At 63.9% G+C, this 22,826-nt stretch carries 20 protein-coding genes and 2 pseudogenes; 21 read left to right on the top strand and 1 reads right to left on the bottom strand.

Annotation, left to right across the window (positions count from 1 at the left end; translation table 11 throughout):
• Nucleotide 1: 1 nt before the first annotated feature.
• The 9 genes and pseudogenes from GGR73_RS04945 (at nt 2) to GGR73_RS20190 (ending at nt 7,795) form a co-directional block, all read left to right on the top strand.
• Nucleotides 2-1,042, top strand: a complete 1,041-nt coding sequence (locus tag GGR73_RS04945) for a ketoacyl-ACP synthase III (protein ID WP_154831966.1) — start codon at nt 2-4, stop codon at nt 1,040-1,042.
• Nucleotides 1,039-1,812, top strand: a complete 774-nt coding sequence (locus GGR73_RS04940) for an SDR family NAD(P)-dependent oxidoreductase (RefSeq protein WP_102254468.1) — start codon at nt 1,039-1,041, stop codon at nt 1,810-1,812. The genes GGR73_RS04945 and GGR73_RS04940 overlap by 4 nt, the downstream gene beginning before the upstream one ends.
• Nucleotides 1,809-2,561, top strand: a complete 753-nt coding sequence (locus tag GGR73_RS04935; RefSeq protein ID WP_039515090.1) for an SDR family NAD(P)-dependent oxidoreductase — start codon at nt 1,809-1,811, stop codon at nt 2,559-2,561. The genes GGR73_RS04940 and GGR73_RS04935 overlap by 4 nt, the downstream gene beginning before the upstream one ends.
• Nucleotides 2,561-3,211: an acetyltransferase gene (locus tag GGR73_RS04930; protein ID WP_184455866.1), complete on the top strand. Its 651-nt coding sequence runs from the start codon at nt 2,561-2,563 to the stop codon at nt 3,209-3,211. Before GGR73_RS04935 ends, GGR73_RS04930 begins: the two co-directional genes overlap by 1 nt.
• Nucleotides 3,212-3,214: 3 nt before the next feature.
• Complete coding sequence (locus GGR73_RS04925) at nt 3,215-4,360, top strand: Rieske 2Fe-2S domain-containing protein (protein ID WP_184455864.1); 1,146 nt, start codon at nt 3,215-3,217, stop codon at nt 4,358-4,360.
• Nucleotides 4,350-4,973 carry a UDP-3-O-(3-hydroxymyristoyl)glucosamine N-acyltransferase gene (locus tag GGR73_RS04920; protein ID WP_184455862.1) on the top strand — a complete coding sequence of 208 codons (624 nt, stop codon included), beginning with the start codon at nt 4,350-4,352 and terminating at the stop codon, nt 4,971-4,973. The genes GGR73_RS04925 and GGR73_RS04920 overlap by 11 nt, the downstream gene beginning before the upstream one ends.
• Before the next feature lie 31 nt (nt 4,974-5,004).
• Nucleotides 5,005-5,946 (top strand): hypothetical protein, encoded by a 942-nt coding sequence (locus tag GGR73_RS04910; RefSeq protein ID WP_435004067.1) that lies wholly within the window; start codon nt 5,005-5,007, stop codon nt 5,944-5,946.
• A gap of 117 nt (nt 5,947-6,063) precedes the next feature.
• Nucleotides 6,064-6,273, top strand: a pseudogene (locus GGR73_RS04905) (UDP-3-O-(3-hydroxymyristoyl)glucosamine N-acyltransferase); the annotation flags it as partial.
• Nucleotides 6,270-7,795, top strand: a pseudogene (locus GGR73_RS20190) (FkbM family methyltransferase). The pseudogenes GGR73_RS04905 and GGR73_RS20190, both read left to right, overlap by 4 nt.
• Nucleotides 7,796-7,974: 179 nt before the next feature.
• Here the strand turns inward: GGR73_RS20190 and GGR73_RS04890 are convergent.
• Nucleotides 7,975-9,285, bottom strand: coding sequence for an FkbM family methyltransferase (locus GGR73_RS04890; RefSeq protein ID WP_184455858.1), 1,311 nt, complete (start codon nt 9,283-9,285; stop codon nt 7,975-7,977).
• Nucleotides 9,286-9,660: 375 nt separating this feature from the next.
• Here GGR73_RS04890 and GGR73_RS04885 point away from each other — a divergent pair, with 375 nt between their 5' ends.
• The 12 genes from GGR73_RS04885 to fliO all read left to right on the top strand — a co-directional run bounded on the left by GGR73_RS04885 (nt 9,661) and on the right by fliO (nt 22,825).
• On the top strand, nt 9,661-13,170 hold the full coding sequence (locus GGR73_RS04885) for a glycosyltransferase (protein WP_184456496.1): 3,510 nt from the start codon (nt 9,661-9,663) through the stop codon (nt 13,168-13,170).
• A gap of 323 nt (nt 13,171-13,493) precedes the next feature.
• Nucleotides 13,494-13,865: a flagellar hook-basal body complex protein FliE gene (gene fliE / locus GGR73_RS04880; protein ID WP_006449786.1), complete on the top strand. Its 372-nt coding sequence runs from the start codon at nt 13,494-13,496 to the stop codon at nt 13,863-13,865.
• Between the two features lie 13 nt (nt 13,866-13,878).
• Entirely contained in the window at nt 13,879-15,609 is a 1,731-nt protein-coding gene (gene fliF, locus GGR73_RS04875; RefSeq protein ID WP_016904679.1) for a flagellar basal-body MS-ring/collar protein FliF, read from the top strand.
• A 10-nt stretch (nt 15,610-15,619) separates the two neighbouring features.
• A complete protein-coding gene (fliG, locus tag GGR73_RS04870; protein WP_024939590.1) occupies nt 15,620-16,609 on the top strand; it encodes a flagellar motor switch protein FliG in 990 nt (329 codons plus the stop codon).
• Nucleotides 16,606-17,226, top strand: coding sequence for a FliH/SctL family protein (locus GGR73_RS04865; protein ID WP_024939589.1), 621 nt, complete (start codon nt 16,606-16,608; stop codon nt 17,224-17,226). Before fliG ends, GGR73_RS04865 begins: the two co-directional genes overlap by 4 nt.
• On the top strand, nt 17,223-18,599 hold the full coding sequence (gene fliI / locus GGR73_RS04860; RefSeq protein ID WP_046342558.1) for a flagellar protein export ATPase FliI: 1,377 nt from the start codon (nt 17,223-17,225) through the stop codon (nt 18,597-18,599). Before GGR73_RS04865 ends, fliI begins: the two co-directional genes overlap by 4 nt.
• Nucleotides 18,600-18,602: 3 nt before the next feature.
• On the top strand, nt 18,603-19,058 hold the full coding sequence (gene fliJ, locus GGR73_RS04855; RefSeq protein ID WP_104622651.1) for a flagellar export protein FliJ: 456 nt from the start codon (nt 18,603-18,605) through the stop codon (nt 19,056-19,058).
• On the top strand, nt 19,055-20,347 hold the full coding sequence (locus tag GGR73_RS04850; protein WP_184455856.1) for a flagellar hook-length control protein FliK: 1,293 nt from the start codon (nt 19,055-19,057) through the stop codon (nt 20,345-20,347). Before fliJ ends, GGR73_RS04850 begins: the two co-directional genes overlap by 4 nt.
• Before the next feature lie 190 nt (nt 20,348-20,537).
• The gene (locus tag GGR73_RS04845; RefSeq protein ID WP_016904990.1) at nt 20,538-21,062 is read left to right on the top strand and encodes a flagellar basal body-associated FliL family protein; all 525 of its coding nucleotides are present in this window, start codon (nt 20,538-20,540) and stop codon (nt 21,060-21,062) included.
• A gap of 10 nt (nt 21,063-21,072) precedes the next feature.
• Nucleotides 21,073-22,086, top strand: a complete 1,014-nt coding sequence (gene fliM, locus GGR73_RS04840; RefSeq protein ID WP_016904991.1) for a flagellar motor switch protein FliM — start codon at nt 21,073-21,075, stop codon at nt 22,084-22,086.
• A complete protein-coding gene (gene fliN / locus GGR73_RS04835; RefSeq protein ID WP_016904992.1) occupies nt 22,083-22,421 on the top strand; it encodes a flagellar motor switch protein FliN in 339 nt (112 codons plus the stop codon). Before fliM ends, fliN begins: the two co-directional genes overlap by 4 nt.
• Nucleotides 22,418-22,825: a flagellar biosynthetic protein FliO gene (fliO, locus tag GGR73_RS04830; RefSeq protein WP_024937666.1), complete on the top strand. Its 408-nt coding sequence runs from the start codon at nt 22,418-22,420 to the stop codon at nt 22,823-22,825. Before fliN ends, fliO begins: the two co-directional genes overlap by 4 nt.
• Nucleotide 22,826 lies beyond the last annotated feature (1 nt).

Here is a 22,826-nt window from a genome sequence, read left to right as displayed (position 1 = left end):
CATGCCGACCTCCACGCTGCACAACGTCCGCTTTGCCGGCATGGCGACCTGCGTGCCGAAGCGGGTGGTATCCAATCTCACCGACTGCCGCCCGCAGATCCGCTCCGAGCGCGAGCGTCTGGTGCGCAACATCGGCATCGAGACGCGCCGCATGGCGTCGGATTGGCAGTGCTTTTCCGACCTGGCCTTCGATGCGACCGAAGTGCTGCTGGAGCGCCTGCAGTGGAAGCGTGAGGAGATCGATGCATTGATCGTGGTGACCCAATCGCCGGATTACCCGATCCCGGCCACCGCGATCATCCTGCAGGACCGGCTGGGGCTGTCGCATGCCACAGTCGCTTTCGACGTCAACCTGGGCTGCTCGGCCTACCCGTTCGGCATCAACCTGCTCGGCTCGATGATCGCCGCCGGCGGCGTCAAGAAAGGCCTGCTATTGGTCGGCGACCGCAGCGCCAATCTGGAAGACCCGATCTTCTCCGATTCCGGCACCGCCACCGCGCTGGAATTTAGCGCCGACGCGCCGCCGATGTATTTCGACCTCAACAGCGATGGCAGCGGCTACAAAGCCATCATCCTGCCGGTGGGTGGTCAACGCGAGCCTGTCGCCATTCAGCACCTGCTGCCCTATCGTGAAAACGAGAAGGATCGCTGGCACCGGGCCACCGATCTGCAGCTCGATGGCACCGCCGTGCTCAGCTTCTCGACCCAGCGCGTTCCCCCCGCAGTCGAAAAATTGATCGCGTATGCCGGTGTAAGCAAGGATGACATCGATTATTTCGTGTTCCACCAGGCCAACCGGATGATCAACGAGACCATTCGCAAGAAGCTCGGCCTTGCGATCGAAAAGGTACCGTCCACCCTGCGCGACTTCGGCAACACCAGCGGCGCATCGCTGCCCCTGACCATGACCGCACGGATCAACAAGGAACTGGAATCTGGCCCCAAGCGTGTCCTTCTTTCGGGCTTCGGGATCGGGTTGTCTTGGGGTACCTGCCTGGTTGATATCGAAGGCGCGGTGTTTCCCGCGTTGATCGAGTCGTGAATATCGCCCTCGATCCCAACGACCCGTTCTCGTTGCAGGGCAAACGCATCCTGGTCACCGGCGCATCGTCAGGCATCGGACGACAGATCGCGCTGAGTTGCGCGCAGATCGGCGCACAACTGGTCATCAGCGGCCGCGACGAAGGCCGCCTGGCCGAGACCTTCGCCGCACTTGAAGGCACCGGGCATGAGCAGGTAATCGCCAATCTGGACAAGCAGGAGGACATCGACCATCTGGTGGCTTCGGTCGGTGCCCTGGATGGCGTCGCACACGCGGCCGGCATCGCCCGGCTAGCACCATTCCGGATGATCAACCGCGCGCAACTGGACGAAACCTTCGCCAGTAATGTCTATGCACCGCTGCTACTGACGCGCGGCCTGCTGGCGAAAAAGCGCATCAACGCCAAAGGTTCGATCCTATTCATCTCGGCGGTGGGCTCGCACATCGGTCCTGTGGCCACTGCCGCCTACTCCGCCAGCAAGTCAGCCCTGCTCGGCGCAATGCGCACTCTGGCACTGGAAGTGGCCAAGCACGGTATCCGCGCCAACTGCATCGTGCCCGGCTACGTGCGCACGCCAATGCTTGAAGGCCTCAACAAGAGCGGCGGAAACATCGACGAGCACGCCAAACTGACCCCGCTGGGACTGGGTGAACCGGAAGACGTGGCTTATGCGGCGGTGTTTTATCTATCCGACGCAAGTCGCTGGGTCACCCGCAACTACTTCGTCGTAGATGGTGGCCTGACCGTGCCGATGGACATCTACGCATGAGCAATCCGACTCGCAAAGCCTTTTCCCTTACTGGCAAGACCATCCTGGTCACCGGCGCATCGTCCGGCCTTGGCCAGGAAATCGCGCTGACCTGCGCACGGCGTGGCGCGCGCCTGGTCATCAGCGGTCGCGATCCCGAGCGTCTCCAGCAAACCCATGCGCAACTGGCCGGCGATGGGCATGTGCAGGTGCAGGCCGACCTGACTGTTTCGCAGGACCGGGAGCGCCTGGTGCAAGCCAGCCAGCGCATCGACGGCGTCGTGCACTGCTTCGGCGGGCAGATGCTGTCGCCGATCCGCCAACTGAAGGAAGAACTGATGACGCGCATGTACCAGGTTCATTTCCTGGCACCGGTCATGCTGACGCAGCGTCTGCTGCAAGCCAATGCCATTAACGCGCAAGGCTCCATCGTGTTCATGCTGTCCACCTCCGCGCATATTGGTACACGCGGCGTGGGGCCGTACTCGGCAATGAAGTCCGCCCTGCTGGGCATTATCCGGTGCTTAGCTTTGGAACAGGCGAAGCACCGCGTGAGAGTCAACGGGATTTCGCCATCGGCCGTGCCCACTCCGCGCCTTTGGGGCGAGGACAACGGGCTCAATGAACTGCTGAACCAACAACGCGCGCGCCATCCACTGGGTCTGGGCACACCGCAAGATGTCGCCAACGCTGCGGTCTACCTGCTGTCCGACGCCAGCCGCTGGGTCACCGGCACCAGCCTGGTCATGGACGGCGGGGCGGTGCTCTGATGGAACGCGCACTCATTATCGGCGCCGGCGGCTGGGGCCGCGAAGTCCTGGAGCAAATGCGTAACGATGCCGGGCATAGCAAGGACTGGCTGATCGGCGGGTTCCTGGACAGCCGCGCCGATATCCTAGATCGCTACGGGGTCGATACGCCGATCATCGGCGATCCGATGAGCTATCTGCCCCAGCCTGACGATGTATTCGTCTGTGCGATGGGCAATCCCTACGACCGCCACCGCTATGCTCTGCCGATCCTCGAAAAGGGCGGGCGGTTCATTCCAATCTGCACCGACGTCCGCCTGGGCAGGCGGGTGCATTTCGGCCAGGGCTGCTTCTTTGGTTTGCTGGTCCATTCCGGGCCGGACGTGCGCATGGGCGACTTTGTCACCATCCATGCCCAAAGCATGCTCGGGCACGATGTACGCATCGGTGACTACGTGCACGTTGGCGCAATGACGTTCATGGGCGGTGGCGTGCAGATCGGCGACTTCGTCACCGTGCACCCACGCGCTACCCTGATGCCAGGCGTCAAGGTCGGTGATGGCGCGGTCATCGGAGCCGGTGCGGTGGTCATGAAGGACGTACCGGCCGGCGCCACGGTGTTCGGCAATCCGGCCAAAATTGTTTTCCACAAAAACAACCCAGCAGACTGATCGATGCGCTCCCGGATGCACCCCAAGTATTACCTGTCGCAGGAAATCTTTGAGCGCGAGCAGCGCAAGATCTTCCGTCGGGTTTGGTTGTTTGCAGGGCTCAAGACACTGCTGCGGGAAAACAACTGCTTCATCACCCGCAAGATCGCGGGCATTCCCCTGTTGATCCAGAACTTCCACGGCCAAATCCGTGCGTTCGAGAACGTCTGCCTTCACCGCAGTGCACTAATTCAAACCGGTGCTATCGGTTGCCGGCCTTTGGTTTGCCCCTACCACGCCTGGAGTTACGACGAACAAGGCCGGGTAAAGAACATCCCGGACTGCGATGCGATCTATCGCCTGGCCACTAGTGAAAGGGACAACCTGAAGCTGCGCGAATTCTCACTGCGCGCCATCGGCAACCTGCTGTTCGTCAACCTCGACCCCAACCCAATGCCCATCGAGGAGCAGTTTTCGGCAGACTTCATCGCCTTGCTGGAAAGCAGTTCCAATGCCTATGACACCGAGGTCATGGTGACCACATGGCATGGCCGGTACAACTGGAAGCTGGCCTACGAGAATCTGCGGGACGCCAATCACCCGCGCTTCGTCCACCCCAAGACACTGGCCAAGAGCGTCAGCTTCGTTCCCCAGGTAAACGAGGAACAAGCCAAGGAGTCCATGGGAGCCTTGCAGGACACATCGCCCGCAGCCTTGCGGTGCGAAATGCGTCGCTTCAGCTTCGGCGGACCGGAAGCACCCATCCCCAGGCTTCAGCACTTCGGCTGGCACGAGAAAGTGGAACGCTGGGGCAAGCAGGATGCCTACTTCAACTGGCTGGCCTTCCCGAACTTGCATATCGCCAGTCCCAACGGCGGCTATTCCTTCACGCTGGAACACCACATCCCCGTCGCACCGGACCGGACCGACCTGGAAATCTATTGGTTTAGCGCACGCAGGAAACAGCCTTACGGTTCTTCCAGCCAAGTGCTACTGGCACAGATGCACGGCAGCAAGGTGGTGGTGGGCGAAGACGTGGACATCATGGAGCGGGTGCAGGCGGCATTGCACACGGATGCTCCGCTACCCACCCAGGGTGCCTACGAATCCATGAATCGCCTGGTCGAACGCTGGTACACGGTGCTGATGGAGACCGAACATGAAATCTAGGTGGATCATCGGCAGCAGCGTATACCTCGACCTGGCCTTTCACGCCTGGAAGCAGGCGCGTCAGGACGAGGCGGTTATCAGGATCGATGTGCCACAAGACGCGGAATACGAATTCGATCTTGGCGTACTGGATGGACTGAATCCGAGCGATGGGACCATGTTCGTGGCGTTCGACGAGCGCTTCGGCAACTTCAAGCGCATGGAGCTGATGCAGCTGGCGATGGCGCGCGGCTTTAGCCTGGAGCCTTTCGTCAGCACTTCGGCCGTGGTCGCTGCCGATGCAGTAATCGGCCGCAACTGCTTCATCGGCGATGGCGTGGTGATTGGCGCGGGCAGCCGTGTCGATTACAACACCGTACTGCATAGCGGTGTCAAGATCGGAGCTGGTACACATCTGCGCGCCTCAGTTTGGTGCGACATCGGCGTAAGTATCGGCCAGGGCAGCGAGATCGGCGCGCACGCCATCCTGCGTATGGGAACGGTGGTCAGCCCTGGTGTCCGGATCGGCCGCCACTGCGAACTGGGCTGGCCACGACTGTACAACCGTGACGTGCCCAGCCGCACGGTGTACGACAGCCGCTATGACGAACCCATCCTGGTCTACGGACAGTAACGGAGGAGACGGGCCGCACGGCTGTCGCACCATGAAAACCAACTACATATTCCTCTCCGGCATGGAGAAATGCGGGACCACTCCCCTGGCCGGCTGGCTGACTAGAAACGGGATCGCACAATATCTGGTCGAGGACATCAAAGAACCGCATGGCTACCTGATTCCCGGCACGCAGCCGCAATTGCCCGCACCGGCACAGCTGCCGTGGCTGGATGCCAGCGTCGGCTACTCCCACAGCCCCTATGCGATCTCGCGGCTGCCCGAGCATGGCACCCGGATCGTGCTGTGCCTGCGCAATCCCTTTGAGCGGACCTGGAGTTCCTACCGCATGAAGAAGATCAACGCCCTCCAGGAGAGCGAGTCGCTGGCGCTTTCCGACAGTTACCTGAAGGCCTCTGGAACCACCACGACCCGGGATGGAACGCGAGCGCCAACGATCACCGCATCCACTATCTACCAGGAACAGAAGAACCTTCACATACGCATGTTCCCTCGGGTTTCCTCTGGTTACGTCGAGCATCATTTCGATGCCGAGATCGACAGACTCCGACAAGGAGACTTCGCAGGCCGGCTGGACTACGAAGCAGCGTTCCTGATGACTCGCCGGAGCTTCCCCTTCATGTCTGTCCTGGTGTCGAGCTTTTACTACATCGGCATTAAAAGCTTCCTCGATCGGTACCGCCCGGAAGACCTGATCCTGGTCTCGCTCGATAAGCTGAAAGAGAAGGCGAACCGCGCGAAGTTCCTGTCGAGGCTGATCGGCGAGGTACCCGAGACGGATGACGTAAAGTTTGGCTTTTCAAGCCGCGACCTGCCCTTCGATGAGCAGGACCCCGACTTCAACGCACCGAAGTTCGATTCGCTGCGGACAGCGTTGTCCTACGATTTACAGCAGTACTCAGACCTACTGGCCGCGCGCGGTGTGGCCACCGACCTGCTGGACTGGGACGACTTACGCCGGCACCTGCGCTAACAGCGATCCGTCTTACAGAGATTACCGCGGCCCTCAGGGCGAGATTTCCGACCCATGGCCCCGGACAGAACCGACCTTGAAATCTATTGATTCACCCACGCGCAAGAAGAAAGCGGGTGCAAGATCGACTACAACACCGTTATCCATGCCGGCGCGGGCGTCGAGATCGAGGGCAATAGCATCCTGCGGACCGGCACCATCGTGCGCGGGGGCATCAAGGTGGGACGAAGCTGCGAATTTCGCTGGCCAGGCGTCTACAGCGGTGACGTGCCTGCCAAGATCTATTTCGACGCCCGCTACGACAGCACATTCACCTACGAGAGATGACGTTTGTGAACTCGAGAAATGAGCAGCTTCGCCAACGAATTCTACGTATTGCGGAGCAGGAAAGCCCAGCACTCAAGGACGTCATTGCGTACCTACCCGCGATTGTTAACCGCCCTGTATTCCTCTTCGCTCCCGAGTCCTATCTTGGCATGGCGCATGGTCCCAGGGTCGTTGCCGGCCTGCACCATGTTGTTGCGGCAATTGATGACCAAAGCATTCACCTTGACCGCATTCACGGCGCGCCCCGCTGGAGCAGTCAGGAATTTCTTGCCAAGGCGGGGCAGTATGCCGATGCAATCGCTATCGATTTTCTCTTGCAGCCCCGCGCGGACGGGCGTTTGCAAATCACCTCTGCACCAGTTGGGGCATTGAGCAACTGAGCGTTGCGCCTTCCCTGAATCCACTGATGCCACACTTCGAGCAGCGCCCCCTCTTTCTGCTCCATCCGCGCTCGGGCATTGGCAACATTTATGGCTCAAAGATCGTCCAGCACTCCAGCCATGTAATAGCCGCCGTTGATGACCAGCCAAGCGACAGCGACACCGTTCATGGGGTGCCGCGCTGGAGTTCTCGCCAGTTCATCGAACAAGCGGCCCAGCATCCCCAGGCATTGGCCATCGACTTTTCTTATAGCCCGAGGGAATCGGGCTTGGCCCGCGAGCTCTGCGAGCAAGCAGGAATTGAAAGGGTAGATGCCTGCCTGGCCGTTGCCCACTGTGGGCTGCTCGCCGTATACGAGCCTGCCCAGGTATACGGTCAGCGGACGCTTCTGCGCCTGGAAGAATTTCTGCGCTTTGCGGATCGACTGGACGACGAATTCAGCATCTTTACGCTTTATAGCAACCTGTTGTTCCGCCTGACCTACGATTCCAGCCTCCTGCTGGGCTGCTGGGCGACGCCGATCAACGAGTACTTTTCAGAATACGCCGATACCAGCACGTTCCAGCTGGGCACGCGTGAACATTTCTGCGATGGCGGTGCCTTCCAAGGCCCCATCGTCCACAAGTTTCTGGAAGCATCCCGCTATCGCTACGAAAGCATCACCGCCTTTGAACCCGATAGCATCAACTTCCAGAAACTGGAGGGCATCGCCAGCGCCCTCCCCCTTCCCCCGCACAATTTCAAGGCCATCAAAAAAGCCATCTCCAACGAACATAAGACGCTGCGCTTCGAGGAAACCGGCACCGTTTCCAGCCATGTATCGCCGGATGGCGGAATCTCCGTGGCTACTACACGTCTGGACGACGAATTGGAAAAGCTGACGCTACTGAAGTTGGACATCGAAGGGTTTGAAGCCAGGGCACTAGAAGGCGCATCTCACCTCATCCGCACCCAGCGCCCCCGCATGGCCATCTGTGTGTACCACTACGCCCAGGATTTACTGGATATCGTGGAACAACTGGACAAATTGGTGGATGGCTATCACTTCCGCCTACGCCAGCACTGCCCCGCCCACTACTACGACCTCGTTTTGTATGCATCGCCCGTCGCCGGTGCCGCACCACCGCCCTGGGTGGCGTAAGCCCAGGAGAATTCACGACTTGGAAAAGATAGAGCAGTGACAGACGCCCGCAACAATGTTCTTTTCAAGTCGGCCGTTCCTGAACCCGGGAAAATATTGAACTTCCTGAAAAGCATAGCGCCGTCATAACGCCCCCCAGCAGACTGGAATCGAAGTCCGGCAAATTTTTTAGATCTCTCCTAAAAACAATATAGGACCATTGCATCGGGACATAGACGATTATGCTGGCGAAAGCCAAGATTATAACCCTTATCCGTTTCGTTAACAAAATCCGTCAATGTCAGCAGATCTTCAGGCTTATGATAAATGGAAATTGCCATTTTTGGTCGATTTTTCTCAATTGTTTCTCGCGCACCATGCAACGCCTTGAGTTCAGAACCCTCTATCTCCAACTTGATAAATGTTGCCGTTCTTTCAGTAGCATCGTCAATAGTCGTGACAGGCACGGTTACCGACACATCATCTTCAAGTGATTTTCCATACATGTGCTCAATGATATTGGAATCCAATAAATGAGCGGTTTGCGGATGAGTAGGTTCAGAAATTTCGAAGCCAGGACTAATCTGCCCTGGATTAAACCTGAGAGTTGCATTGCAATCCCACAACCCTTTTTCATGAAGAACAACAGAAGCGGCCAAAGGCTTTAAATATTGATCCTGCAACAGATTAAGGCGTGTCCGAATCAACTTGTTATTGCTAACGGATGGCTCAAAAGAATGGATCCGCTTAAACTGGCCTTTACATGCGCGCAAGAAGCCCTCTATGGTATCGCCGTTAAAAGCGCCACCATCCACGTAGACCTCTTGATCACTGAAGCTAAGAAATTGACGATTAGTGGAGTAGGAATTTAGGCTGAATCCATTTCCGCCATAACCTACCGCACACGCTTCGAGATAAAATGGATTCAAAGTCAATCGATAAAGCAATATGCATAACCATGTCGAGCGCGAGTATTCATCAACCAGTTGATTTGAAACGTCTACAAGACGATCAAGGTCCTTGATGGCAGCGCTGAAGAATTCGTAGCCGTACCAAAAGAATCTGCCACCTTCACCATGCCGGTCAATATTGCACGATTCGAGCAATTGCAGAAATTGCAGAGGAAGAAGTGTATGCAAGCCCCATTGATCAGCGATTTTAGTGAAGTGCTGAAAGCCCGTCGCGCCAGGTGTAAGGATGCAAGAAACGACATCCGACCGACCCGCAGCCAACCCCACCCAGGCATCAGAGCTGATGATGGGTATCCCGAATATTTGCTCCTGACGCTCATGCAATAAGTCGTCGACAATCGCAACGACGTTGGCATGTCTAGCCAAAACGCGAATTTCAGACCTACATCCCGACCCGCATATGATAAACCTTTGATTCTCGAGAAAATCTCTCGGCTCTTTATCGAACCAAGTAGGAAAAATTCCGTTCGGCTTCGCGAGTGAATCCCGCAATTCAAAAATTTCTCTAACGAGCTGCTGGCGAGAAAAAAATGGATACATGTGATCCGTAACTCAGCTGATGTTAAAAATGAACTTAACACGAAGCTTACTTTAACGTCAAAATTTTCCATGCGTAAATTACACGCCACGCAACGTGCGCCAAGGCCAGTGCAAACAGGAATTCTTCAGACTGAAGCTTCAGGGCGCATCGAATGTCCCTCTATCACCGAAGAGTTTACTCGCCAAGTACTTTAGTCCACCGAACTCATCCACACGTGAAGCGATTCTTGCTGCGGGAATGATCTCCACCAGAAAGCCGCGCGAGGCATGCATTTTGCATCTCAAGCCAAATCGGTATCGTCTGTTGCTCAGGCACCCACCAACTTTGAACACGGTGAACTCTGCATGGCTTCCCCTTCCCTCGTCAGCATCGTCATGCCGACCTACAAGCCGCGCTATTTCGTGCAGACCCTGGACAGCGTGCTGGCGCAGACCTACACCGCGTTGGAGCTAGTGATCTGCGACGACAACGCCGATGGCGCTATTGAGGCCTTGTTGACGCCCAGGCTGGTCGATGCGCCGTTTCCGATCCGCTACGTGCGCAACCAGCCGCGGCTCGGGGAACTGCTCAGCACCATCAAAGGCATTGGGCTGGCACAGGGCGAGTACGTCAAGTTCCTGCATGACGACGATGTGCTGCAGCCGGACTGCGTCGCGCAGCTGGTCGGCGCAATGGAGCGCAACCCCGGCACCGCGCTGGCGTCCTCGCGCCGGCTGCGGATCGACGATGACGGTGCGCCGTTGCCGGACATCCTGGCCACCAGCTTCCCGTTTGCCGAGGACGTGCTGATCGACGGGCCGGAGCTGGTGTCGTTCCTGGCTGACCACGCCATCAACTTCATCGGCGAGCCGAGTTGCGTGCTTGCACGGCGCGACGACCTGGTGGCGCTGGGTGGCGAGCTGATGATGTTGAACGGCAAGGCCATCCACTGGGTTGGAGATCTGGCGATCTACGTCAAGTTGCTGCGTCACGGCAACCTGGCCTTTCTGTCCAGCCCGCTCACGCAGTTCCGCGTGTCCAGCGCGCAGTTCAGTCAGGCCGGCCGCGATCAGCCCGGTATCGGCGATCAAGGTCACGACGACCTGCGCCAGGGCATCCGCCAACTCGGCTGGCGGCGCGAGGGCGGCGACAACCGCCAGGTGCGTGTCGCCCCGCTTAGCCCGCACAAGGCGCGGGTGTTCAAGTCGGTGGATCTGGTCAACGCCTTGATGCAGAGCGCAGGAATGGCCGAGCGCGTGTCGCCGGCCACCTGGTTGGGGGTGCGTCATCCCAGCACCGTGCAGCGCGCCTTGATCGATGCACGTTTGCAGGCGCATGCGGGCGGCCCGCGGATCGCAGTGATGGTGGTCGACAGCGACGGCGATGCGGCGGCGGTGGCCGCAACCCAGGCCAGCCTGGCGGCGGTGGCGTGTTATCGGAACCAGCAGACCTGGGTGATCAGCAGCTCGCCGCAGCAGGCCGCCGAGCACGGCGAGTACGGCGTGCTGATCGGTCCGGACGGCTTGGTGCCCGCACTCAATCGGACCATCGCCACGCAACAGTCCACCGACTGGGTGCTGCTGGTCCAGGCCGGCAGCCTGTTCACCGCCAGCGGCCTGCTGATGCTGGCGCTGGAGATGCTCGCGCTGCCGGACACGTGTCAGGCCATCTACGCCGATGAAGTGGTCGCGCTGGACGGCGGTCAGCTGGGGCTGGCGATGCGGCCGGCGCTGTATCTGGACATGTTGCTCAGTTCACCGTCGACGATGTCGCGGCATTGGCTGTTCCGGCACCAGACACTAGTGGCCGATGGCGGCTTTGCAACCGAAACGAGCGACGCCTTCGAACTGGATTACCAGCTTGGGCTGGTCGAACGCTACGGCCTGGCCTGCATCCAGCACATCGCCGAACCCTTGCTGGTGGCATCGGCCACCACGCGGCATGGCGACGAAGACGAGCAGCGCGCCATCAGCCGCCATCTTGCCGCGCGCGGGTACCTGGACGCAGTGGTGAGCAGCAACGGCCCCGGCCGGCACGCGGTGGATTACCGGCATGCACAGCAACCATTGGTCAGCATCCTGGTGCTGGTGGATGGACGCCTGGCGCAGGTGCAACGCTGCCTGGAAAGCGTGCTCGCCAACACCGGCTACCCGCACTACGAGCTGCTGTTGCTGGATCGCGGCGACAGCGCCGAGCCGGGGTTGCGCGACTGGCTGGCGGGCATCGACAACCTCGGCCTGCAGCAGATCCGCGTGCTGCGCTTCGACGGTGCGCCCTCGCGCGAGGCAGCCTGCAATGCGGCAGCCGAACAGGCACGTGGGGAGGTGTTGCTGTGGTTGGCGGCCGGTGCCGCAGCGATCAAGGCTGATTGGTTGGCGCAGCTGCTCAACCACGCGCTGCGCCCGGAGGTCGGCGCGGTGGCCGGCAAGCTGCTGCGCGGCGACGGCACCGTGCATCACGCCGGCCTGCTGCTGGGCCTGGGCGCACCGGCAGCACGCGCCTTCGCAGGTGCGGCGTTCGACGAATCGGGCTATCTGCAGCGCCTGCAACTGGATCAGAACTACAGCGCGCTCAGTGGCGAATGCCTGATGCTGCCGCGCCAGCTGTTCCTGGACGCCGGCGGCTTTGCGCAGGAACCGGCATTGGCGCAATGGAGCGACGTCGACCTGTGTCTGCGCCTGCAGCAGGCCGGTTATCTCAATGTCTACGCCGCGCGCGCGCAGCTGTTGATCGACCCGCCCGACGCGACGCCCGCCACTGCACTCGACGAAGAAGCGATGTATGCGCGCTGGCTGCCGGTGATGGCCAACGACCCGGCCTATAACCCCGGCTTCTCGCTGGACCCCGGCGCCGGCTTCCAACTGGCCGACCCGCGCGCCAGTTGGCGGCCGCTGCAGTCGTGGCGACCGCTACCGACGATGATCGCCCTGCCCGCCGATATCGAAGGCTGCGGCCACTACCGGGTAATCCAGCCGCTGCGCGCCCTGCGCGAAGCCGGCATGGTCGAAGGCGTGCTGTTCAACGGCTATCTGGAGATCAGCGAGCTGGCGCGCCAGGATCCCGACGTGGTGATCCTGCAACGCCAGGTCGGCGAGCCGCGACTGGAAGCGATGCGGCGCATGCAGGCGCTGTCGCGCGCGTTCAAGGTCTACGAGCTGGACGACTACCTGCCCAACCTGCCGCTGAAGAACGCGCATCGCGAGCACATGCCCAAGGACATCCTCAAGACCGTGCGGCGCGGGCTGGGCATGGTAGACCGCTTCGTGGTGTCCACCCCGGCCCTGGCCGAGGCGTTCGCCGGGTTGCATGGCGACATCCGCGTGGCCGAAAACCGCCTGCCGCCGCATTGGTGGGAGCACCTGCCCGCAGGCAGCGAACGCAAGCAGCGCCAGGGCGGCAAGCCGCGCATCGGCTGGGCCGGCGGCGTCAGTCACACCGGCGACCTGGAACTGATCGCCGATGTGGTGCGCGAGCTGGCCGACGAGGTCGAATGGGTGTTCATGGGGATGTACCCGTTCGCGTTGCGCCAGCACATCCATCAGTTCCAGCCTGGCGTGCCGATCGATCATTACCCGGCCGCACTGGCGGCGCTGGATCTGGATCTGGCGCTGGCGCCGGTGGAACAGAACCTGTTCAACGAGTGCAAGAGCAATCTGCGCCTGCTCGAATACGGCGCCTGCGGCTACCCGGTGATCGCCAGCGATGTGCGCTGCTACCAGGGCAACCTGCCGGTGACCCTGGTGAAAAACCGCTACCGCGACTGGATCGGCGCGATCCGCGAGCATCTGGCCGACCCGGCCGCTTCGGCGGCAAAGGGCGCGGCGTTGCGTGACGTGGTGCGCCGCGACTGGATGCTCACCGGACGCAATCTTGATCGCTGGCGTGAGGCGTGGTTGCCGGATTAGTCGATCGAGGCCGCGGGTGCATGCACTGCCGTCTCGCCTGGTCCTTGTCCGCCTACCGTCGCGGGACCTTACGCGGCAGGGATGCCGCGTAAGCGCCTACACGGACGTACTTGCGGCGTGTCCTGCGATGGTGGGCGGGCCAAGGGCTCTGCAGCCAAGCCGCAGATCCGACGCTCTGCACCCAATACTCCTGGGCCATCGCCCAGCGCCGGACCCATCCGCGGCTGACTTAAAGCCCCTCCCCGCCCCCGGCGCCGGAATCCCGGCGCAGTTTCGGCACGCCGCTTGCATTGGTGTGGATGCCTCCCTGGCTGACCGCACCCATGAGCGACTCCGTTACCTCCATCCTCTCGCAGATCCGCAGCTACCAGACGCAGATGGGCCAAGGCCCGATGGGCGCGGTGGGCGATGCGGCGCGCGGCAATCAGATCCAGGGGCTGGCCGGCACGCAGGGAACACCGGCCACCCAGGCACCGAGCTTCAGCGAGACCTTGCGCGGCGCCATCGGCGGCGTCAACGAGGCCCAGCAGAAGTCCGGCGCGCTGGCCAAGGCCTTTGAAATGGGCGACCCCAGTGCCGATCTGGCACGGGTCATGGTCGCCTCCCAGCAGTCCCAGGTGGCCTTCCGCGCCACCGTGGAAGTCCGCAACCGTCTCGTCCAGGCTTACCAGGACGTCATGAACATGCCGCTGTAAGGGTTGACGACACATGGCTCTCGCGATCACCAAAGAAAACATGAACCAGAACGCCGAAAAGGCGGGGCAATGGTTCGACCGTGTCCGCAGCCTGCAGATCACCCGCAAGCTGACCATGATGGCGATGATCGCCGTGGCGGTGGCGGCCGGTCTGGCGGTGTTCTTCTGGTCGCAGAAGCCCGGTTACCAGTCGCTGTACACCGGCCTGGACGACAAGGGCAATGCCGAAGCGGCCGACCTGCTGCGCACCGCGCAGATCCCGTTCAAGATCGACCAGGACACCGGCGCCATCTCGGTGCCGCAGGACCGTCTGTACGACGCCCGCCTGAAGCTGGCCGGCTCCGGCCTGACCGGCAAGGAAACCGGCGGCGGCTTCGAGCTGATGGAAAAGGACCCCGGCTTCGGCGTCAGCCAGTTCGTCGAAAACGCCCGCTACCAGCACGCCCTGGAAACCGAGCTGTCGCGCACCATCGGCACCCTGCGCCCGGTGCGCGAGGCGCGTGTGCATCTGGCCATTCCCAAGCCCAGCGCCTTCACCCGCCAGCGTGACGTGGCCAGCGCCTCGGTGGTGCTGGAGCTACGCGGCGGCCAGGGCCTGGAGCGCAACCAGGTCGATGCCATCGTCAACCTGGTCGCCTCCAGCATCCCGGACATGACCCCCGAGCGCGTCACCGTGGTCGACCAGAGCGGCCGCATGCTCTCCATCGCCGATCCCAACAGCGACGCTGCCCAGCATGCCGCCCAGTTCGAACAGGTGCGTCGCCAGGAAAGCTCCTACAACCAGCGTATCCGCGAGCTGCTCGAGCCGATGACCGGCCCGGGCCGGGTCAACCCGGAAGTCAGCGTGGACATGGACTTCTCGGTGGTCGAGGAAGCCCGCGAGCTCTACAACGGCGAACCGGCCAAGCTGCGCAGCGAACAGGTCAGCGACACCAGCACCAGCGCCACCGGCCCGCAGGGCCCCCCGGGCGCCACCAGCAACAGTCCCGGCCAGCCGCCGGCGCCAGCCGCAAACGCCACTGCCGGCGCACCGGGCACCCCGGCCGCTGCCAACGGCCAGGCCGCCGCACCGGCCGCGCCGACCGAAAGTTCCAAGAGCGCCACCCGCAATTACGAATTGGACCGGACCTTGCAACACACCCGCCAGCCGGCCGGCCGCATCAAACGGGTGTCGGTGGCGGTACTGCTGGACAACGTCCCGCGCCCCGGTGCCAAGGGCAAGATGGTCGAGCAGCCGCTGACGGCCGCCGAGCTCACCCGCATCGAGGGCCTGGTCAAGCAGGCGGTGGGCTTCGACGCGGCCCGTGGCGACACGGTGTCGGTGATGAACGCCCCGTTCGTGCGCGAAGCGGTGGCCGGCGAGGAAGGTCCGAAGTGGTGGGAAGACCCGCGCGTGCAGAACGGTCTGCGCCTGCTGGTCGGTGCGGTGGTGGTGCTGGCGCTGCTGTTCGGCGTGGTGCGCCCCACCCTGCGCCAGCTCACCGGCGTGACCGCAATCAAGGAAAAGCAGGCCAAGGGCGGCAACGATGGCACTCCGCAGAGCGCCGACGTGCGGATGGTCGACGATGACGACCTGATGCCGCGCCTGGAAGAGGACACCGCCCAGCTCGGTCAGGACCGCAAGAACCCGATCGCGCTGCCGGACGCCTACGAAGAACGCATGCGTCTTGCACGCGAAGCAGTCAAAGCCGATTCAAAACGTGTCGCACAAGTCGTGAAGGGATGGGTCGCCAGTGAAGCCTGATACACCACCGATGACCGGCGTACAGCGCGCCGCCGTGCTGCTGCTGTCGCTTGGGGAAAGCGACGCCGCCGAAGTGCTCAAGCACATGGACCCCAAGGAGGTGCAGAAGATCGGCATCGCCATGGCCACCATGACCGGCATCTCGCGCGATCAGGTCGAGAAGGTGATGGACGACTTCAACGGCGAACTGGCCGGCAAGACCTCGCTGGGCGTGGGCGCCGACGACTACATCCGCAACGTACTGATCCAGGCGCTGGGCGCCGACAAGGCCGGTGGCCTGATCGACCGCATCCTGCTCGGCCGCAACACCACCGGCCTGGACACCCTGAAGTGGATGGACCCGCGCGCGGTGGCCGACCTGGTGCGCAACGAGCACCCGCAGATCATCGCCATCGTCATGGCGCATCTGGACAGCGACCAGGCTGCAGAGGCCCTGAAGCTGCTGCCCGAGCGCACCCGCGCCGACGTGCTGCTGCGCATCGCCACCCTGGACGGCATCCCGCCCAATGCGCTAAGCGAGCTCAACGACATCATGGAGCGCCAGTTTTCCGGCAACCAGAACCTCAAGTCGTCCAATGTGGGTGGCATCAAGGTGGCCGCCAACATCCTCAACTTCCTGGACACCGGCGCCGACCAGGGCGTGCTGGGCGAGATCGGCAAGATCGACGCCGACCTGGCCGGCAAGATCCAGGACCTGATGTTCGTGTTCGACAACCTGGTGGACCTGGACGACCGCGGCCTGCAGACGCTGTTGCGCGAGGTCTCCGGCGAGCGCCTGGGCCTGGCCCTGCGCGGTGCCGACGTCAAGGTGCGCGAGAAGATCACCCGCAACATGTCCCAGCGCGCCGCCGAGATCCTGCTCGAGGACATGGAAGCGCGCGGCCCGGTGCGCCTGGCCGACGTGGAAGCGGCGCAGAAGGAAATCCTCACCATCGTCCGCCGCCTGGCTGACGAAGGCGCCATCAGCCTCGGCGGCGCCGGTGCGGAGGCGATGGTATGAACGACATCGTCACCCGCTGGCTGGCCCCCGACCTGCACCTGGAGCCGGCCCCGCCGGCGCCGGAGTACGACGAGCCGGCCGTGCTCGAGCCGGTGCTGCGTCCGCCGACCCTGGAAGAGATCCAGGCGATCGAAGACGCCGCCCAGCAGGAAGGCTTCGCCCGCGGCCATGCCGAAGGCTTTGCCCAGGGCCAGTCCGAAGTGCGCCGCCTGACCGCGCAGATCGACGGCATCCTGGACAACTTCACCCGCCCACTGGCGCGGCTGGAGAACGAAGTGGTCGGCGCGCTCGGCGAGCTGGCCGTGCGCATCGCCGGCTCGCTGGTCGGGCGTGCCTACCAGGCCGACCCGCAGCTGCTGGCCGAGCTGGTGCAGGAGGCCATCGATGCGGTCGGCGGCGCCGGCCGCGAGGTGGAAGTGCGCCTGCACCCGGACGACATCACCGCGCTGCTGCCGCATCTGGCGCCCAGCAGCACCACCCGCGTGGCCCCGGACCTGAGCCTGAGCCGCGGCGACCTGCGCGTGCATGCCGAGAGCGTGCGCGTGGACGGCACCTTGGACGCGCGCCTGCGGGCCGCGCTGGAGACAGTCATGCGCAAATCCGGAGCGGGCCTGTGAGCGCCCTGCTGGGCGCCACCCCGGCCGACTGGCTGGACGCGCGCAACCTGCGCCTGGCCACCCGCCTGAGCGGGCTCGGGCTGGAACCGAGCGCCGGCCGCACCCTGATCCGCGAAGGCATCCTGCGCCGCGCGGTCGGCCTGACCCTGGAAGCCACCGGCTGCGAGGCGCCGATGGGCGCCACCTGCAAGGTCGAAGTCGACGGCGGCTGGGTCGATGCCGAAGTGGTCGGCTTTGCCGGCGAACGCACCTACCTGATGCCCAGCGCCGAGCTGCATGGCCTGCTACCGAATGCCCGCGTGGTGCCCTCGCGGCGCCGTGGCGGCGTGGAGGTGGGCGAAGGCCTGCTCGGCCGCGTCATCGACAGCGACGGCACCCCGCTCGACGGCAAGGGCCCGATCCGCGGCGAAGGCAGCGTCAGCATGGCCGGCGTGTCGATCAACCCGCTGGCGCGCGAGCCCATCACCACCTCGCTGGACGTGGGCGTGCGCGCCATCAACGCCATGCTGCCGATCGGCCGCGGCCAGCGTGTGGGCCTGTTCGCCGGCTCCGGCGTCGGCAAATCGACGCTGCTCGGCATGATGACCCGCTTCACCTCGGCCGACGTCATCGTGGTCGGGCTGATCGGCGAACGTGGCCGCGAAGTACGCGACTTCGTCGAAACCACGCTGGGCGAGGAAGGCCTGCGTCGCGCCGTGGTGGTGGCCGCCCCGGCCGACCGCCCGCCGTTGGCGCGTCTGCATGGCGCCTACCGCGCCACCGCCATCGCCGAATGGTTCCGCGACCAGGGCCTGAACGTGTTGTTGCTGATGGATTCGCTGACCCGCTTCGCCCAGGCGCAGCGCGAGATCGGCCTGTCGGTCGGCGAGCCGCCGACCACCCGCGGCTACCCGCCGTCGGTGTTCGCCAAATTGCCGGCGCTGGTGGAACGCGCCGGCAACGGCGCCAAGGGGCGCGGCTCGATCACCGCCTTCTACACCGTGCTGACTGAGGGCGACGACCCGCAGGACCCCATCGCCGACGCCGCACGCGCCATCCTGGACGGCCATATCCTGCTGTCGCGTCGGGTTGCCGACAGCGGCCTGTATCCGGCCATCGACCTGGAATCCTCGGTCAGCCGCGTGGTGCAGGACATCGCCGACGACACCTGGCGCCTGCGTATCCGCAAGCTCAAGCGGTTGCTGTCCGCCTACACCGCCAACCGCGACCTGATCGCCATCGGCGCCTACCAGCGCGGCAGCGACCCGGCCACCGACGAAGCCCTGGCGCGCTGGCCGGAGATCGTCGAATTCCTTGGCCAGGATGTGCACAAGGCGTCGGTTCTGAGCGACAGCCTGTCCGCGCTGCAGCAGCTGGTGGAACCGGAGAATTAATCCATGATGCAATCCAAACGGATCGACCCCCTGCTGCGCCGCGCCCAGGAACAGGAAGACAAGGTCGCGCGCGACCTGGCCGAGCGTCAGCGCGCCCTGGACACCCACCAGTCACGCCTGGACGAACTGCGCCGCTACGCCGAGGAATACGCCAACAGCCACATGGCCGGCACCAGCGCCGTGGCGCTGAGCAACCGCCGCGCCTTCCTGGACCGGCTCGACAGCGCCGTGCTGCAGCAGGCCCAGACCGTGGAAACCAACCGCAACAAGGTGGAAGCCGAGCGCACCCGGCTGCTGCTGGCCAGCCGCGAGAAGCAGGTATTGGAGCAACTGGCCGCCAGCTACCGCGCGCAGGAGAACAAGGTGATCGAACGCCGCGACCAGCGTGAGATGGACGACCTCGGCGCGCGTCGTTCGCGCCTGGCCCGCAGCGAAGATACCCACGGAGAATCCGCATGAACCCCTTGTCCGCTTTTGCCGCCGGCCTCGGCGCACTCGCCGGCACCGGCAAGAAATCCAGCTACAGCGATCCCTCGTCCGAGCCGGACGCTGGCCAGGACCAGTTCGCGCGCATGCTCAACCCGGCCAACACGCCGAACCAGGCCCCGCCGCAGGCGCCCGAGCGCGTGCCGGCCAAGCAGGCTGCGCCCAAGCCCAACCAGTCCGACAGGCAGCGCAGCGACGACGACCACGGCGACGATGCGCCGGGCGATGCCACCGCACGCCCGCGCGCGCAGGACGGCGATGCCAAGGCCGCCAAGTCCGGCACCGCCAAGGAACCGGCTGCCGCCGACGGCAGCAGTGCCACCGGCACCGCCAAGACCGGCAAGGGCAGCAAGACCGCGAGCAACGGCGAAGACGCACCGGCCGACGCAGCCACCGCCACCGACACCGGCTGGCCACCGCCGGGCCTGGGCGGCTTCGGCATGGGCCTGCTGGCGCAGGCGCTGCCCGGCGGCGATGTGCTGGCGGCCGCGGCTGCGGCACTGGCTGCCGGCGTGACCGCTGCGGCCGGCGCCACGCCGGCCGCAACCGCGCTGCCGACCGACGCGGCCACACCCACCGCACCCGCGACCGCCGGCACCGCCCTGCCCTCGTTGGGCGCGTTGGCACCGGCTGCCGCCGCAGGCGCCAAGCCCACCTCCGTCACCGCCTTGAGCGGCGACGCCCAGGCGGCCGCGCTGATGAGCATGGCGACCAAGGCGCTGGACCCGGGCACCGACGACAGCGCCGGCCCGGCCGCGCCGGACGCCCCGGCGTTCGTGCTGCCGACCACCACGGCGGCCGCGCTCGGCCGCCTGCAGGACCCGGCGCCTGTGTTCAGCGCCTCGCCCACGCCGACCCCGGAGATGGGCAGCGACACCTTCGACGACGCCATCGGCGCGCGCCTGAGCTGGCTGGCCGACCAGAAGATCGGCCATGCCCACATCAAGGTGACCCCGAACGAGATGGGCCCGGTCGAGGTGCGGCTGCATCTGGACGGCGACAAGGTCAATGCCAGCTTCAGCTCCGCCAATGCCGACGTGCGCCAGGCGCTGGAGCAGAGCCTGCCGCGCCTGCGCGACATGCTCGGCCAGAACGGCTTCCAGCTCGGCCAGGCCGATGTCGGCCAGCAACAGCAGAACCAGTCCGGCAACCGCAACGGCGGCGGCAGCGACGGCACTGGCCTCAGCCTGGACGACAGCCCGCCCGTCGGAATTCCGTCGGTGGTGTTACGCCAGCGTGGATTGCTGGACGCCTACGCCTGAGCGTGCGCGCCGGGCGCGCCCCGGCGCGGCCGAAACCTGGGTGCCGGCAAGCTCGTGCGGCACCCCACGCCCCTCGCAGCGCAAGGCCTGCGGGGGTTTTGCCGTTGAAGCTGCACGCGCGCCAGGAAACCGTCGCCGGATTGGCATGCCAATTGCATCCACTGGGTGAGCATTCCCCCTGGAGCAGACTGTGGCAGCCGCGGAAAAACCCAAGAAGACCGAAGACAAAGACGACAAGGGCGACAAGAAGAAGGGCGGCAAGAAACTTCTGCTGATCGCCGTCGGGGTCGTGGTGCTGGCCGCTGCCGGCGGCGGCGCCTGGTTTTTCTTCGGCCACAAGGGCGAGGAGAAAGACGGCAAGCACGCCGCGCCCAAGGTGGCCGAGGTGCCCAAGCCGGCGCAGTACTTCCCGATGGATCCGGCGATCGTGGTCAACCTGGCCGACCCCGGCGACGGCCCGCAGTACCTGCAGGTCGAAGTCCAGCTGGTCACCCGCGACCCGGAAGACCTCAAGCTGATCACCGAAAACGCCCCGGCCATCCGCGCGCATCTGCTGATGCTGCTGTCGCAGGTCAAGGCCACCGATGTGGCCGACCTGGTCGGCAAGCAGAAGCTGCAGAAGGCCGCCCTGGCCGAAGCGCAGAAGGTCATGACCAGCGAGACCGGCAAGAAGTGCGTCGAAGAACTGCTGTTCACCAGTTTCGTCACCCAGTAAGGCCTGCCCCATGAGCGTCAGCGATCTGCTTTCCCAGGACGAAATCGATGCCCTGCTGCATGGTGTGGATTCGGGTGCGGTCAACACCGAGCCGGAGCCGCTGCCCGGCGAGGCGCGCCAGTACGACCTGTCCAGCCAGGACCGCATCATCCGTGGCCGCATGCCGACCCTGGAGATGGTCAACGAGCGCTTCGCGCGGCTGTGGCGCATCGGCCTGTTCAACCTGATCCGGCGTTCGGCCGACCTGTCGGTGCGCGGCATCGACCTGGTCAAGTTCAACGAGTACATGCACTCGCTGTATGTGCCCACCAACCTCAACCTGATCCGCTTCAAGCCGCTGCGCGGCACCGGCCTGATCGTGTTCGAACCCACGCTGGTGTTCACCGTGGTGGACAACTTCTTCGGTGGCGACGGCCGTTACCACACCCGTATCGAAGGTCGCGAATTCACCGCCACCGAGATGCGCGTGGTGCAGTTGATGCTCAAGCAGACCTTCGCCGACCTCAAGGAAGCCTGGGCGCCGGTGATGGAAGTGGACTTCGAGTACATCAACTCGGAGATCAACCCGCATTTCGCCAACATCGTCACCCCGCGCGAGTACGTGGTGGTGTGCCGCTTCCATGTCGAACTGGAAGGCGGCGGCGGCGAGATCCACATCACCCTGCCGTATTCGATGCTGGAGCCGATCCGCGAACTGCTCGATGCCGGCATCCAGAGCGACCGCAACGACCGCGACGACTCCTGGAACGTGATGCTGCGCGAGCAGCTGGATACCGCCGAGGTGACCCTGTCCAGCGTGCTGGCCAGCAAGCGCATGAGCCTGCGCCAGCTCACCGGCCTGAAGATCGGCGACATCCTGCCGATCGATCTGCCCGCACAGGTGCCGCTGTGCGTGGAAGACATTCCGTTGTTCACCGGCGAATTCGGCGTTTCCAATGGCAACAACGCCGTCAAGATCACCGCCGTACGCCCGCCCGGCGTGCAAGCCCCACGCGCCGTTCCCTCCCAGGACTCCAGCAAATGATCAACTCCGACATCCTCGACGCCGCGCCTGCCACCTTCGACAGCCTGCAGGCCGAGCACGACCAGAATGCCACCGACCTCAACCTGGACGTCATCCTGGACGTGCCGGTGACGCTGTCGCTGGAAGTGGGCCGCGCGCGCATCCCGATCCGTAACCTGCTGCAGCTCAACCAGGGTTCGGTGGTGGAACTGGAGCGCGGCGCCGGCGAGCCGCTGGACGTGTACGTCAACGGCACCTTGATCGCGCATGGCGAAGTGGTGGTCATCAACGACCGCTTCGGCATCCGCCTGACCGACGTGGTCAGCCCCAGCGAACGGATCCGGAGGCTGCGGTGATCGGCCTGCTGGCCGCTGCCGCGCCGGTCGCGGCCAAGGCCACCCAGGTCGGCGCGCAGGCGCCGTCCTCGCCCAGCCTGTTTGGCGCGGTGTTTGCATTGCTGCTGGTGCTGGCGCTGATCGTCGGCCTGGGCTGGTTGCTCAAGCGCATGCCCGGCAGCGGTTTCCGCAGTACCGAGGGCCTGCGGGTGGTGACCAGCCTGGCGGTGGGTGCCAAGGAACGCGTGGTGGTGGTGGAGGTCAACGGCCAGCAGTTGTTGCTCGGCGTCACCGCCGGCGGCATCAACACCTTGCACACCCTGTCCGAACCGCTGCCGTCCGCGCCCGCTCCCACCCTGCCCAACTTCAAGCAACTTCCCAATTTCGCCCAGCTGCTGGCACAGAAGCTGCGCAAGGACCCGTGAC

The sequence above is a fragment of the Xanthomonas sp. F14 genome, assembly GCF_014199865.1.
Note: the sequence above shows the minus strand (reverse complement) of the source record. Positions and strands in the feature narration are given on the sequence as shown.

Bases quoted from the DNA above. Each gene is read 5' to 3' on its own strand.
- GGR73_RS04945 (WP_154831966.1), top strand. From the start codon at position 2: ATGCCGACCTCCACGCTGCACAACGTCCGCTTTGCCGGCATGGCGACC.
- GGR73_RS04935 (WP_039515090.1), top strand. From the start codon at position 1,809: ATGAGCAATCCGACTCGCAAAGCCTTTTCCCTTACTGGCAAGACCATC.
- GGR73_RS04930 (WP_184455866.1), top strand. From the start codon at position 2,561: ATGGAACGCGCACTCATTATCGGCGCCGGCGGCTGGGGCCGCGAAGTC.
- GGR73_RS04925 (WP_184455864.1), top strand. From the start codon at position 3,215: ATGCGCTCCCGGATGCACCCCAAGTATTACCTGTCGCAGGAAATCTTT.
- GGR73_RS04920 (WP_184455862.1), top strand. From the start codon at position 4,350: ATGAAATCTAGGTGGATCATCGGCAGCAGCGTATACCTCGACCTGGCC.
- GGR73_RS04910 (WP_435004067.1), top strand. From the start codon at position 5,005: ATGAAAACCAACTACATATTCCTCTCCGGCATGGAGAAATGCGGGACC.
- GGR73_RS04890 (WP_184455858.1), bottom strand. From the start codon at position 9,285: ATGTATCCATTTTTTTCTCGCCAGCAGCTCGTTAGAGAAATTTTTGAA.
- GGR73_RS04885 (WP_184456496.1), top strand. From the start codon at position 9,661: ATGCCGACCTACAAGCCGCGCTATTTCGTGCAGACCCTGGACAGCGTG.
- fliE (WP_006449786.1), top strand. From the start codon at position 13,494: ATGAGCGACTCCGTTACCTCCATCCTCTCGCAGATCCGCAGCTACCAG.
- fliF (WP_016904679.1), top strand. From the start codon at position 13,879: ATGGCTCTCGCGATCACCAAAGAAAACATGAACCAGAACGCCGAAAAG.
- fliG (WP_024939590.1), top strand. From the start codon at position 15,620: ATGACCGGCGTACAGCGCGCCGCCGTGCTGCTGCTGTCGCTTGGGGAA.
- GGR73_RS04865 (WP_024939589.1), top strand. From the start codon at position 16,606: ATGAACGACATCGTCACCCGCTGGCTGGCCCCCGACCTGCACCTGGAG.
- fliJ (WP_104622651.1), top strand. From the start codon at position 18,603: ATGATGCAATCCAAACGGATCGACCCCCTGCTGCGCCGCGCCCAGGAA.
- GGR73_RS04850 (WP_184455856.1), top strand. From the start codon at position 19,055: ATGAACCCCTTGTCCGCTTTTGCCGCCGGCCTCGGCGCACTCGCCGGC.
- fliM (WP_016904991.1), top strand. From the start codon at position 21,073: ATGAGCGTCAGCGATCTGCTTTCCCAGGACGAAATCGATGCCCTGCTG.
- fliN (WP_016904992.1), top strand. From the start codon at position 22,083: ATGATCAACTCCGACATCCTCGACGCCGCGCCTGCCACCTTCGACAGC.